General features: G+C 60.9%; 15 protein-coding genes. 8 read left to right on the top strand and 7 right to left on the bottom strand.

Going from position 1 to position 12,742, the window contains the following annotated elements; translation table 11 throughout:
* The first annotated feature begins 184 nt into the window (after window positions 1-184).
* Window positions 185-775 (top strand): heme-binding protein, encoded by a 591-nt coding sequence (locus tag ACBG85_RS25840; protein ID WP_003940245.1) that lies wholly within the window; start codon window positions 185-187, stop codon window positions 773-775.
* 294 nt (window positions 776-1,069) lie between these two features.
* Window positions 1,070-1,972, top strand: a complete 903-nt coding sequence (locus ACBG85_RS25835; RefSeq protein WP_223304593.1) for an alpha/beta hydrolase family protein — start codon at window positions 1,070-1,072, stop codon at window positions 1,970-1,972.
* Between the two features lie 58 nt (window positions 1,973-2,030).
* Here ACBG85_RS25835 and ACBG85_RS25830 read toward each other — a convergent pair whose 3' ends face one another.
* The 3 genes from ACBG85_RS25830 to ACBG85_RS25820 form a co-directional block, all read right to left on the bottom strand.
* Complete coding sequence (locus tag ACBG85_RS25830; protein WP_042447159.1) at window positions 2,031-3,146, bottom strand: NDMA-dependent alcohol dehydrogenase; 1,116 nt, start codon at window positions 3,144-3,146, stop codon at window positions 2,031-2,033.
* A gap of 79 nt (window positions 3,147-3,225) precedes the next feature.
* Window positions 3,226-4,866 (bottom strand): CdaR family transcriptional regulator, encoded by a 1,641-nt coding sequence (locus tag ACBG85_RS25825; protein ID WP_047271905.1) that lies wholly within the window; start codon window positions 4,864-4,866, stop codon window positions 3,226-3,228.
* Between the two features lie 164 nt (window positions 4,867-5,030).
* Entirely contained in the window at window positions 5,031-6,440 is a 1,410-nt protein-coding gene (locus tag ACBG85_RS25820) for an ABC1 kinase family protein (protein ID WP_372025349.1), read from the bottom strand.
* 132 nt (window positions 6,441-6,572) lie between these two features.
* On the opposite strand from ACBG85_RS25820, the gene ACBG85_RS25815 reads away from it, so the two are divergent.
* From ACBG85_RS25815 to ACBG85_RS25795, 5 genes are read left to right on the top strand one after another with little or no spacing between them, the layout of a single operon-like run.
* Window positions 6,573-6,992 carry a MerR family transcriptional regulator gene (locus ACBG85_RS25815; RefSeq protein ID WP_021345761.1) on the top strand — a complete coding sequence of 140 codons (420 nt, stop codon included), beginning with the start codon at window positions 6,573-6,575 and terminating at the stop codon, window positions 6,990-6,992.
* Window positions 6,993-7,038: 46 nt separating this feature from the next.
* Window positions 7,039-8,415 (top strand): MFS transporter, encoded by a 1,377-nt coding sequence (locus tag ACBG85_RS25810; protein WP_166502715.1) that lies wholly within the window; start codon window positions 7,039-7,041, stop codon window positions 8,413-8,415.
* Complete coding sequence (locus ACBG85_RS25805; protein ID WP_372025347.1) at window positions 8,412-9,431, top strand: ABC transporter substrate-binding protein; 1,020 nt, start codon at window positions 8,412-8,414, stop codon at window positions 9,429-9,431. Before ACBG85_RS25810 ends, ACBG85_RS25805 begins: the two co-directional genes overlap by 4 nt.
* Window positions 9,432-9,452: 21 nt before the next feature.
* Window positions 9,453-10,172, top strand: coding sequence for a 2OG-Fe(II) oxygenase (locus ACBG85_RS25800; RefSeq protein ID WP_064687817.1), 720 nt, complete (start codon window positions 9,453-9,455; stop codon window positions 10,170-10,172).
* Window positions 10,162-10,455 (top strand): Ada metal-binding domain-containing protein, encoded by a 294-nt coding sequence (locus ACBG85_RS25795; RefSeq protein ID WP_007729748.1) that lies wholly within the window; start codon window positions 10,162-10,164, stop codon window positions 10,453-10,455. Before ACBG85_RS25800 ends, ACBG85_RS25795 begins: the two co-directional genes overlap by 11 nt.
* On the opposite strand, the gene ACBG85_RS25790 is transcribed toward ACBG85_RS25795, so the two are convergent.
* From ACBG85_RS25790 to ACBG85_RS25780, 3 genes are read right to left on the bottom strand one after another with little or no spacing between them, the layout of a single operon-like run.
* Window positions 10,418-10,846, bottom strand: coding sequence for a VOC family protein (locus ACBG85_RS25790; RefSeq protein ID WP_118607011.1), 429 nt, complete (start codon window positions 10,844-10,846; stop codon window positions 10,418-10,420). The two genes, ACBG85_RS25795 and ACBG85_RS25790, sit on opposite strands and share 38 nt — an antisense overlap.
* 40 nt (window positions 10,847-10,886) lie before the next feature.
* Entirely contained in the window at window positions 10,887-11,369 is a 483-nt protein-coding gene (locus tag ACBG85_RS25785) for an SRPBCC family protein (protein ID WP_003940319.1), read from the bottom strand.
* Window positions 11,370-11,371: 2 nt separating this feature from the next.
* Entirely contained in the window at window positions 11,372-11,716 is a 345-nt protein-coding gene (locus ACBG85_RS25780) for a helix-turn-helix transcriptional regulator (protein WP_003939956.1), read from the bottom strand.
* A 94-nt stretch (window positions 11,717-11,810) separates the two neighbouring features.
* Between ACBG85_RS25780 and ACBG85_RS25775 the strand changes: the two genes are divergently transcribed.
* Entirely contained in the window at window positions 11,811-12,467 is a 657-nt protein-coding gene (locus ACBG85_RS25775) for an alpha-ketoglutarate-dependent dioxygenase AlkB (protein WP_372025343.1), read from the top strand.
* A gap of 5 nt (window positions 12,468-12,472) precedes the next feature.
* Here the strand turns inward: ACBG85_RS25775 and ACBG85_RS25770 are convergent, their stop codons facing one another.
* A complete protein-coding gene (locus ACBG85_RS25770; RefSeq protein ID WP_218695723.1) occupies window positions 12,473-12,619 on the bottom strand; it encodes a hypothetical protein in 147 nt (48 codons plus the stop codon).
* Window positions 12,620-12,742: the final 123 nt, after the last annotated feature.

Below are 12,742 nucleotides of genomic sequence, written 5' to 3'. Positions count from 1 at the left end.
GGCTCCGTTACTCATCCCTCGAATGTTACGGAGGGCACCAGGCCGTCGTATCAACCATTCGGATGATATCCGGGTAGCCGTAGGGGGCACGGTTCGTCACCCGAGCGCCCGATGTGCGCACCCGCCCCCGGACGCGACGCTGTAGTGGACGGTTTCGAACCATTCGATTGAAAGTGTGCCCGACATGAACCACCGCATTTACACACGACTTCCCCGTACGCTCGCTGTCGCCGTTCCGGTTGTCGCAATCCTTGCCAGCGCCGCATGCTCGACCACCGACACACCGGTGGCGAACGCATCGAGCACGACGTCGATTACTGCCACGCAGCAGCCTGCCGCGACCGGTGATTCGGCGATTGTCACTCAGAATCGACTCAGTGCCGACGCAGCAGTGAAGGCTGCTGGTGCGGCCCTGGCGAAATGCCGCGCCGACGGTCTCGGCTTCGTCACCGTCTCCGTCGTAGACCGCGCGGGAAATGTCATCGCCATGGTGCGCGGCGACAACGCAGCCCAGCACACGGTGGAAGCCTCACGCGAGAAGGCATACACCTCTGCAGCTTTCGGAGCCGACACCAGTGACCTCTCGCAGCGTACCAAAGGCGAAGGATCAACCATCGCCGACCTTCCCGGCACTCTCTTCCTTGCAGGTGGAGTCACATTGAAGGCTGGAGCCGGGTCGATCGCCGGTATCGGTGTCGGTGGCGCTCCAGACGGAATGCAGGACCAAGCGTGTGCTGCCGCAGGTCGTGATGCGATCGCTTCGTCACTCGGCTGAGTGAGCGCATTCAGCGTGCTTCGTGAATTGTGGTTTTCGCCACCTGGATTCGCTCGGCACGACAGTTGTCCGATTGTTGCGATGACCTCGACTTTGTAACACCGGAGCCCCCGGAAAGGGACAAACACGTCGACAGTGGAACCGACGATGCACTTACCGAAGCGAGTTTCTTGATGCGCAGTTTCGGGGAAAGACACAACCTTGCAGAGAATCAGATTCACGTTGCCCGAACGCAATACACGGCGGGTGCGGGTGCTCGTAGCGGCGTTGTTGTCGATATTCCTGCTCGGCGGTATGTTCGGTCCGACCGCTGCGAGTGCTACTCCGGCGCGCTCGGCGCCATGGGGTGGGTACGACGAGTTGTGGGTCCCGTCTTCGATGGGAAACATCAAGGTTCAGGTGCAGTGGGCCGCGCGCGGTGGCAACGCCGCGTTGTACCTGCTCGACGGTCTTCGCGCGCAAAACGACAGAAATGCTTGGAGTTTCGAAACGAACGCACTCGATCAGTACCGCAATGACAACATCACGTTGGTGATGCCGGTCGGCGGTGAGTCGAGTTTCTACACGGATTGGTACGCGCCGTCCAATTTCAACGCTCAGCCGATAACGTACAGGTGGGAAACGTTCCTCACCCGCGAGCTTCCGGACTTCCTTGCAGGGTATGGCGTTTCACCAACCAACAATGCGATCATCGGGTTGTCGATGGGCGGCAGTGCCGCGTTGAACCTGGCGGGGCATCATCGGGATCAGTTCAAGTTCGCCGGCTCGCTGTCCGGCTACATCAATATCTCGGGTCCGGGTATGCGTGAAGCGATCCGCGTAGCCATGTTCGACGCCGGCCGGTACAACGTCGATTCGATGTGGGGCCCGCCGTGGTCATCCGGATGGCTTCGCAACGACCCGTTCGTCAACGCGGAATCGCTTCGCGGACTGTCGATGTACATTTCGTCGTCCAACGGCATCCCGGGACCGTACGATCATCCCTCTGCGCCGATCGATTACTTCCACACGGCGACGGGTATGGGGCTCGAGGCGCTCTCGTGGGTGCACGCGCGTGCATTCGAAATTCGCCTGAAATCCTTGGGAATCCCAGCGACGTACAGCTTTCCGCCCGCCGGAATTCACTCGTGGCCGTATTGGTCTGCTGAATTGTGGATGGCCAGAGGACAAATCCTCGACACCATGAACGCCTGGTGAAGCTGTAGTGAGGATCTCTCCGGACTTGCTCTCGATCGAAAGTCCGGAGAGAACTCGCTCAGAAGGCGATGATTCCACGGAGGTTGCGACCGGCATGCATGTCGGCGAAACCGTCGTTGATCTGGTCGAGGGTGTATCGGTTGGTGATCAGTCCGTCGAGTTCGAGCTTGCCGCTGGTGTAGAGATCGATCATCCAGGGAATGTCGGCGGTGGGATTGGATGCACCGAACAGGGATCCCTGAATTCTCTTCTGGTACAGCGTGAGTTCCATCAGGCTCACGGGAATTCCGACGTCCGTCATCTTCCCGAGGCCGGTGACGACGCAGGTTCCTGCCTTGCGGATCGACGAGAATGCCTGCGCGACATGTTCTCCGGTGGTCACGCCGACGGTGACGATGGCCGAATCCGCGCCCTGGCCGTTGGTGAACGAGCGCGCTATGTCGGTGGCTTCCTCCATGGTGGCCACGGCATGGGTGGCGCCCAACTTCAATGCACTGTCGCGCTTGAACGCAACCGGGTCCACCGCGATCACGTGGGCGGCGCCGGCATGCGAGGCGCCCTGCACCGCGTTGATTCCGATTCCGCCGACGCCCATGACGATGACCGTCTGCCCGGGATACACCTGAGCGGAGTTGACCGCGGCGCCCCAACCGGTTCCGACGCCGCAGCCGAGCAGACACAAAGCGTCGAGTGGCAGGTGTTTGTCGACTTTCACAGCCGAGAGAGTGCTGACCGTGGTGTATTCACTGAAGGTGGACAGGCCGCAGGTTTGTGCGACGGGCTGACCGTCGAGAGACATTCTGTAACTCGAGGTTTCGCCGGGTCTGCTGCCAGTCATGATGGCGGCGCCGTTGTCGCAGAGGTTCTGGATTCCGCTTGCACACCAACGGCAACGGCCGCAGGCGGCGAGGAACGAGAACACGACATGATCGCCCTCGGACCATCCTTCCGTGTTCGGCCCGACCTCGACGACGATTCCGGCGCCTTCGTGTCCGCCGCAGATGGGGTAGCGGCCGACTCCGTGGTCGCCGCTGGCGATGTGATCGTCCGAGTGGCACAGGCCTGAGGCGACCATTTTGACAGTGAGTTCGCCGCTGCGGGGTGAATCGAGTTCGAGATCGACCACCTCGTATGTGCCTGGTGCTTGGCGAATGACGGCTCCACGAGTGCGCAAGGTATCTCCTGAGGTAAGAGTTGTTCTTCGGCTTCCTCAGTTGTCTACTCGAGAGTTCAGGACGGGCTCGAGGCCTATCTCACTGATCGGACGTTTCGTATCTTTCAGACTCGTCCGGGGTGCGTCCCAAGATGGCGAGTTGCAGTTCGGTGAGCAGTCGCGTATCCGGCTCGTCCAACGAAATGCCCATGATCTGTTCAGCGCGCCGAATGCGGTAGCGCAGCGTGTTCGGATGTACTTTCAGAGACGAGGCGGCCTTCTTCACATCCCCGAAAGCTGTCAGGTAGGCCGTGAGCGTGAACTGCATGTCAGAGGTGTTCTTGTCGTCGTACGAGACGAGTCTGTCGATACGAGGGTCCCGCAATCGCTCGTGATCAGCAACGAGGTCGAGTATCTCGCCCAGCAACACCGCGGTGCGTGACGCCGCGAGTGTGGTGACCTTCGAGGTTTCGTGATCATCAGTGGTATCGAGCACGCGGTCCACTTCTCGACGCGCCTCGGGTACGCCGTGCAATCGCGCGATCGGGACCGCGACGGCGGCGCGCACGCTGATGCCCGCACGGGCCTCGACTACTCCCACGGTGTCGTAAGCCCAGTCGCTGATCGCGACCTCGTGTTCGGCCTGAGGAAACAGCACGTAGATCCGGTTGTCGATGATCGTTGTGACCGCGTCGCTGCGGAATGCGCTGGCGCGCAGGCGCAAGGCGTTGGTGATTCGATCGAGATTCGATCCGGGCGCGAGTGATGTCGCAAATCCGATGACCGCAGACGGTCCGTCGGTGTTGATGCCGAAGGAGCCGGCCAGCGAGTGCATGTCGACTCCGCCGGAGCGAACGCCGAACAGCCTTTGCAATTGGGCATTCTCGCGGCTGGAGGCGTCCAAGGTTCGCATGAGAATGCGTGCGGCGACTGCCGCTGCACCCCGCAATACCGCTTGGGCGTCGTCGGAAAGAGGTTCAGAGGCGCGCTGCACCCAGATGCTGCCGAGATTGTGTTGGTGTGCAACAGAACCCGTCGGCGCTGACAGGTCCGGGCGGGTGATGCTCACAGCCAACCTGTGCGCGGCTCCGATGCTCGGCTCGGAGGGCAGACTGATGACCTCGTCCGATCGCCTGAGATGCTCGAACACGCCTCTGCGCTCTATCCATTCGGTGTATTCGATCGGCCACTCCCGGCCCAGTATGGAGAGCTGACGGAGTTCGTCTTCACCTTCGTGAGCAGCTGAATATGCGATGACATGGAGTGCCGTGTCGTCGATCGTCACGAGTCCGCCGGTCAATTCGGCGATCGTCTCCGAGAGCGCGAACAGATCCGAATCGCCACCGGCCACAGCTCCTGAGACGGCCCGCGAACGGTACATGCTCTGTGTCAGAAGTCGTTGTACGAGTGAATAGACGTGTCCGGAACTAGCCTGCGGATGTACCGCGGCCACTGCGATTCCGATGTTGCGTGCGGCGGTGAGAAGCGTTGTCGCCGCGCGGGCATTCTTGACGAGCAGAAGCTTCGGACGACGCCTCGCCGGCCTGCCTTCGAACTTTCGCAACCACTGCGTCAACGTCGATTCGGGAACTCCCACGGGAAGGTAAATGTCGGAGATCGCACCACGGCTGTCGGTGCCGTCGATATCGGAGGACTCGACGAGGGCGATCGAACGGATTTCGACATCGAGTCCGTCCGGGCTTTCCAGAAGCTCGATCACGGACTTGTCCGTGGAATGCATGAGGGCGCCGAGGGTGGTGCCGACACTCGGCCCGTTACTCCTCGGACCTGTCGACGCTTGCGGGAGGGTTACAGAAAGTGGCTGCACATTTGCTCCTCGGCCAGTGGGTCACTACAGGCTAACCCCGACAGACGAAATGCAGAATAAGGAAATAGGGGACAAATTTATTCGTCAGGCATGGTGATGCCGAGTTCCTGCACCTTTTCGGCGACTGCCTCTGGAAAAACGTTCTTGAACAGATAAAGGTCTTGTCCGATCACCCAACCAGGTGCCAAAGCCGTCGCATATCGTTCGAAGTATCCGAGTTGTTTACCGAAAAGAACCAATTCCTCGGGACTCGCAACGCCCCACTGCTTGCCCAACTGAATCAGTGCCATGATCAATTCACTGAGCTTGAGTTCACCCAGGTCACGGCCGAGAATCGGGGCCAGGGCCGTTGCGACCTGCATACCGAGCTGATCGTCGTCGACCTCGTAGTCGGTTGCATATCCCAAGGATCGAATTCCGCGGGCGACACGGGCGAAATCACCGTCGATGAGGGTCGCTCGGAACATGTCGGAAAGGATGGATCTCCAGGTCTCGGGAAGGACGCCGACGATGCCGAAGTCGAGCATGGCTATCCGGCCGTCGTCGAGGACCCACAAATTTCCCGCGTGGACATCTCCGTGGAACGGACCGTGAACGATGACTGATTCGAGCCAGACCTTCACTCCGCGCCGGATTAGCATGCGGGCTTCGTCGATGCCGTCCGGACCGGCGACGAACCGATCCAGTGGAACGCCGCGCATGCGTTCCATACAGATGACGCGGGGACCACAGTAGTCCCAGTACACCTCCGGTGTCGTGACTCCTTTGTTGTCACCGAATGCGCTGATGTTGTTCCGGAATGTGGTCTGCCGGTCGGCCTCGACCGCGCTGTTCAACTCCGTCATCGTTGCGTTGTGCAGATCGCGAATGATGGCGGTGGCATTGGCAATTCGAAGGAACTCGACAAACTTCTCGAGGATGTTCGCGCCCCAGTACGCCGCCCTCAGGTCGATCAGCATCCGCGCATAGATGTCCGGACGCTGGATCTTGATGACGGCCTCGCGGCCATCGTGCAGAACGCACGCGTGTACCTGCGCTACCGACGCGGCCGCGAGAGGTACGTCGTCGAATTTCGCGAACAGGTCGTCTACGGAGTATCCGAGGTCTTCGTGCACGACGCTTCTCGCCTGCTCGGCAGGAAATGGCGGAACGTCGTCGAGGCAACGTAGGCATGCATTGGCGACGGGGGCGGGGAACAGGCCTGACGACGACGCGACCAGTTGCCCGAGCTTGACGAAGGTGGGACCCAGCGCGATGAAGCCGTCGACCATTCCGTCGGAGGCGGCGTCAGCCCACGTGCGTCCACGCTTGCGGAAAGGCCACACGATCAGTGCCAGCATGATCGACGTCGACAACACGACGGCGATGATCGCGGAACGCCACAACTGGGCGAGGCCGAAGCGTTCGAGGTCCGGCATGTGGACTTCGAGGGCAGTGGCGGGCACTCCTGACGAGTACGGCCCGACAGGTCGCGTTGGATCCAGCACAGCTCTCCCTCGTTCAACGAGCGCATCCAGCATTTTGCCGTGAGATCACTTACGCGACCCCTTCCGTTAGTCAGTATGCCAAGTCACACATAACTGCCGGAACCGCCTACGCGTTCAGCCTACGATCGGTGAATGCGTGAGCACTTGATCCCGATCGGCGAGGTTGCAAAATCGTTCGGAATTGCGGCGTCGACCTTGCGTTATTACGAGGACGAAGGACTGCTGTCCGCGCGGTCGCGAACTGGCGGTAAACGCTGGTACGGGCAGCGTGAGCTGCGCCGGCTGGCATTGATCCGGATGTACACCGAGACGGGAATGTCCTTGGAACAGGTGCGGTCCTTCATCGAAACCGACACCACGTCCGACCAGTTCTCGACGGTTCTCGCAGATCAAGTGTCGACACTCGAGGCACAGATCGCCGCTGCTACGCGAGCGAAGCTGATCCTCGAGCATCACCTGACGTGTCGGCAAGAGCGTCCGATGCAGTGCCCGTGGTTGCTCGAGCAGCTCGACATTCGTGTCGAAGCGGCGCTTGACTTCAAGTTCACTTGAACCTTCATAGTTAGGGCGCACTTACCGCCCTACCCGGAGGTTGACCATGTCGGCACGACGATGGCTGCCGCTCATCGCCGCATGCATCGGAACTTTCCTGTTACTGACGTACGCCACGATCACAACGATCGCGGTGCCGGCCATCGCAGTCGGTTTGGACGGCAGTACGGGCGCGATGTCATGGGTCGTCGACGCCTACACGCTGGCTCTTGCCGCGCTTCTTGTGGGCATGGGCGCACTCGGCGATGCGTGGGGACGCAAACGCCTCTACATCTGCGGACTGGTCGTGTTCCTGGTTGCAACGGCCGTGTGCGCGATTGCTCCGGACGTCACGGTTCTGGTCGTTGCTCGCGGCGCGCAAGGAATTGCCGGTGCGGCGATGTTCGCGACACTCCTGCCTCTGCTCGGCGAGGCATATTCGGGCCGCGATCGGCACGTGGCTTTTGCCGCGTGGGGTGCCGTCGCTGGATTGGCGGCGGGAATCGGCAATGTTGCAGGAGGGCTGCTGACGCAGTTCTTCGACTGGCGTGCGGTCTTCTATTCCGGAATCCCCGTGGCCGCAGTGGCGCTCGCAATGGCTGTGTTCTGTTTCGCCGACAGTGAGCGCGGCGACGACAACATCGACTGGGCCGGAATCCTTTTGTTCACCCTCGCTGCCGTTGCCGCGGTTCTCGGCGTGACGTGGGGCGGCGACATCGGGTGGGCTTCGTCGTCGACAGCTCTTGCCTTCCTGATCGCAATCGGTGCGCTGACGGCGTTTGTGTTCTGGCAGCGTCGAGGCAGCAGTCCGATGCTCGATCCGGCATTGTTCCGATCCCTGAAATTCGACGGCGTCCTCGTCGCTGCTTTCGGGTACTACCTCGCGGCCTACGGCCCGCTCGTAGTCCTTTCACTGTGGCTGCAGAACGGGCTGGAACTGTCGGCATCGGCGGCCGCACTCGTGCTCTCGATTCAACCGCTCGCTTTTGTCTTCGTATCGGCCTTGTGTGGATCACGGCTTCAGCGAGTCGACCTTCGACTGTCGCTCGGATTCGGGACGATCCTTTGCGGAATCGGTTGCGTGGCCATGCTGTACGTTCTCACCGAGCCGGTCTGGCCCGCACTGATCGCCGGGCTGATTCTGACCGGTGTCGGTTCGGCGATGGTGTCGCCGGTGCTGCCGGGTGCCGCGATGTCGGACGCCCCGGCAGAGCGCGCCGGGACGGCTTCGGCAACAGCCAACTCGTCGCGTCAACTCGGGCTTGCCGTCGGAATTGCGTTGTGCGGCTCGCTCTTCGTCGGTCCGGACGAGTTCGCCTTGCTGTGGCCGTTGGTCTTCTGTGCCGGCGTCGGAATGCTCACGGGTTTGGTGTCGATCCTTCTCTTTTCTCGTTCGTCAACTCCTGCAACAGTTCAACCAATCGCCGAAAGGGCACACACATGACCACGCTGTTCACTCCACGACCGCACCGGCGTATCGAGATGGACTGGAATCGCCGCAGGTTCCTCGGCGCTGCAGCAGGATTGGCTGCTGCGCTGGCAGCGGCCGGTTGCTCGCGTTCGGACGCAGACGCCGGGGGCGAAGGCGACGCAGGCTGGTCCTTCACCGATGATCGCGACAATCTGATCGAATTGGATTCACCACCAAGGACATTTGTCACCTACACCGGTATCGCGGGTGCTCTGTGGGATTACGGACTGGTGCCTGTCGGAGTTTTCGGGGCACTGACACGATCGCCGGGATCAACGGACACCAGCATCTCCGGCAATTTGGATTTCGCGAAGACCGACATGGTCGGGCAGCTCTGGGGACAAGTGGAACTCGAGAAGATCGCTTCGCTGGAGCCGGACGTCGTCATAGTCCCTCAGCTGCGTGGTTCGGCACTACTCGACGAGGCGAACTTGGATGCGGTGAAAGGCTTGTCGACAGTACTATTCGTGGAAACGGCAGCAGGAACCATCGACCGAACCGTGCAAGAGATCGTGGAACTCGCCGTGGAACTCGGGGCGGACCAGGATATGGAGGCTCAGCGAAAAGACTACGACACTGCGCGTGCATGGATCTCCGAAGTTGCTTCTTCGCTGAATAATTCACAGGTTTTGTTCGCGTCCGCAGATCCGGACACGATTCGTGTCAGTCGTTCGGGATTCCCGATCCTTGCAGATCTGGCGGGATTGGGCCTTGCCGTCGTCGATCCGGCCGCGGGATCGTCGGTCTACGTCGAGAAACTGGCTTGGGAGATGGCGGACCACTATCCGGCCGACATGATCTTCCTCGACGATCGCCCGTCCAGTTTGCAACTGGATACGCTCGGAACCAATCCTGCGTGGTCCAACTTGCCCGCGGTGAAGGCGGGGAAGATCGGGACCTGGAATCCGGAACCCGTGCTCAGTTATGCCGGGATCGCCCGTACGTACAACGATCTGGCTGACCAGCTGCTGGCATTCTCACATTCCTGACCGCCGCGTCGTCTACGACGTATGGACCTCTTCACCGCTCTGTCTGCTCGTGTTGAATCCCTCGATTGGCCTGCGCTGATCGAGGGAATCGACTCCAGTGGGTGTGCCCAGACGACGCCGATACTCGACGAGTCGGAATGTCGCGAAATTGCTTCCTGGTACTCGGAGGTCGACCGGTTCCGGAGCACCGTCGACATGGCTCGATACCGTTTCGGCCAAGGGGAGTACCGGTACTTCGGTGATCCCGTACCGGAGCCGATCACAGCTATGCGATCCGCCTTCTACCGACACCTCCTGCCCGTGGCGCGGGAGTGGGCGTTCAAGCTGGGCGAGGGTGCACCGTGGCCGGATTCTTTCGAAGAATGGATCGATCAGTGTCACGACGCCGGTCAGAATCGCCCTACCCCGATCCTTCTGTCCTACGGACCTGGTGACTGGAATGCATTGCATCGGGACTTGTACGGAGAGTTGGTGTTTCCCTTGCAAGTCGTGATCGGGCTCGACAGACCTCGCATCGACCACGTCGGCGGCGAGTTCTTGCTCGTGGAACAGCGGCCGCGCGCCCAGTCGAAAGGGACGGTGACAGTTCTCGAGCAAGGTCACGCTTTGATCTTCACCACGCGGGATCGACCGGTGCAGAGTTCTCGTGGGTGGTCGAGAGCCCCTGTGCGACATGGTGTCAGCGTGGTGCACTCGGGTACGCGTCGAACATTGGGATTGGTGCTTCACGATGCCGAGTAAGACGTACATTCTCCGCGACGCTCGCAACAAACCCTACGAGAGTTCGACGCCCGGTGTGCTTGGCGGGCACCGGAAAACGAAGATCTACGGGCGACTCGACTGTCGAGGGGCCGCGCAGGCAATCGCGCGTGGCGGGTATGTCGCCAGTCGGGTGTTCTTCGCGGACGAGCCGACCGCGATTGCGGCCGGCTATCGCCCCTGTGCCGTCTGCATGCCCGAAGGTTACGCAGCCTGGAAGGCAGTTGCTACGCGCCGAAGCGGTCGCGGTACTCCTTCGGAATGAGCGGCTTGTCGCCGCGGACCTTCAGCTGCTGGACAGCCCAGGTATTACCGTCCGGGTCGGCGAATCCGAAGAAGGTGCCCCCGTCGCGCTCGTCGAAGACGGTGACCTCACTGGCATCGACGCCGCGGTCGATGAGCTCCTGGCGAGCCGCTGCAGCGTCGGCCACGACCAACTGCAATCCCTTCAACGAACCAGGGGTCATCTCGGTCTGCGACGGCAGGTTCCCGATGACGATCGAGCAGCCCGAACCACGCGGAGTGAGCTGGGCGACCGTCATGTGTTCGTTGACGGTGTGGTGGTCGAGATCGAAACCGACCTTGTCACGGTAGAACTCGATGGAGCGGTCGAGGTCACTGACGGGAACGATGACTACTTCGAGGGTCCAGTCCATGAAACTGCCTTTCGCTGAGGAGGTTCGGGCAAACAGGTGGTCAGAGTTGCGCGACGATCTTGTCCAGGCGTTCGTAACCTTCGGTGACGCCGAGCTCCATATTGCTCTCGATCATTCCGTCTCGCGCTTCGAGGCTCGGATATACGGAATGGCCGGAGAGGCGGGTGCGTCCGTTGCCCAGATCCTCGAACGTGATTGATTCGATGCTGACGACGTCGGGAAATCCCTCGTATTCGAAGGTCTGGATGGCAAAGTCGTTCTCGCGAACGACGTGAAATACACCGTTGAACCGGAACTCTTCGCCCTCGGGGTTGCGATGGACGTACTTGTATCGACCGCCGCTCACGAACTCGTATTCGTCGATCTCCATCTCGTATCCGTTGGGGCCGAGCCACTGCTTGACCAGATCGGGATTCGAATGAGCTGCGAAGACGGCACTGACGGGTGCGTCGAATTCGCGGGTGATGTCGATGTACGGCACGCCCTCAGGAGCCGTGATGGTGACGGGATTGGTGGTAGCCATGGCTAAGTCTCCTTCTGTGTGGTGCTGAGTAGGTGATCGAGCTTGCGGAACTGTTGTTCGTGGATGAGTCGATAGCGGTCGATCCAGGCGGTCAAAGCCTCGAGAGTTGCGGCGTTGAGATGTACCGGCCGCCTCTGGGCTTCGCGGCTGCGAGTGACCAAACCCGCGGCTTCGAGTACCTGAATATGTTTGGAGATGGCCTGTTTCGTGATCTCGAATGGCTCGGCCAACTCGTTGACCGTTTGGGGGCCGGTGCTCAGGCGGGCGATGATCCGCCGTCGTACAGGGTCGGCAAGTGCCATGAACGCTTTGTCGAGACGCTCGTCTGCCCCTGGATCCACGATCACTTGTCAACCATCTCCTTTATCAACCAACCTGTTGATTACGATACGAGCCCATGCCGAGGGTGTCAATGCTTCGAAACCGATTAGCGTGGAAACCATGAACGCTCTGATTCCTCGGCCACGATTGGAAGTGGCGTCGGGGGCGATCCTCGTTCCGGATTGGCTCAGCGTCGAACAGCAACGCTTCTTGGTGGCCGAGTGCCGACGGTGGGCGACCGCACCCGTACCGATGCGCTCCGCTGTTGTCCCTGGTGGGCACAAGATGTCGGTGCAAACAGTCTGTCTCGGTTGGCATTGGCAGCCGTACAAGTACACGCGCACCGCCGACGACGTGAACGGTGCGCCTGTCGCAGCGGTGCCTGACTGGCTCGTCGACCTCGGCCGGGCCGCAGTTGCCGCTGCCTATGATGATCCGACTGCGGGGGAGCGGTACACGCCGGACACCGTGCTGATAAATTTCTACGACGAGGGCGCTCGGATGGGCATGCACCAGGACAAGGACGAGCGCTGCGACGCTCCCGTCGTCTCACTGAGCGTCGGGCAGAGTTGTGTCTTTCGATTCGGGAATTCCGAGAACCGGAACAAGCCGTACACCGATGTCGAACTCCATTCGGGTGATCTCTTCGTCTTCGGTGGAGAGTCTCGGTTCGCATATCACGGAGTGCCGAAAGTTATTGCGGGAAGTGCAAGTCCCGACATAGGTCTGCCATCCGGGCGGCTGAACATCACCCTGCGGGATACCGGAATGTCGTGACTGTCTCACCCCTGCTGTGCCACTGGTGCAGCAGGGGTGAAGTCTGCGCTCGAAGGTCCGTCCCCGACCATCTCGATCAACTCGGTCGACGGTGGAGTTGGCAGCGTGCGCCAGCGCTCTCGTTCGAGGTTGTGGGGTTGTGTCTCGTTCATGCCCTCATTATCGACTTTCGGCTCCGATCCACCAGTCGGGGATGGGCCGGGTGCAATTCGGTAGGCCGTTGAGCGCCCCGCTGTCTCGTCGACATCCTCGGACCTCAGCACGTCGACGACAGT

It is taken from the genome of Rhodococcus sp. NyZ502, from assembly GCF_041464245.1.
Classification (GTDB): Bacteria; Actinomycetota; Actinomycetes; order Mycobacteriales; family Mycobacteriaceae; genus Rhodococcus_F; species Rhodococcus_F qingshengii.
The sequence above is the reverse complement of the archived record's forward strand: the minus strand, read 5'-3'. Positions and strand labels throughout refer to the sequence as shown.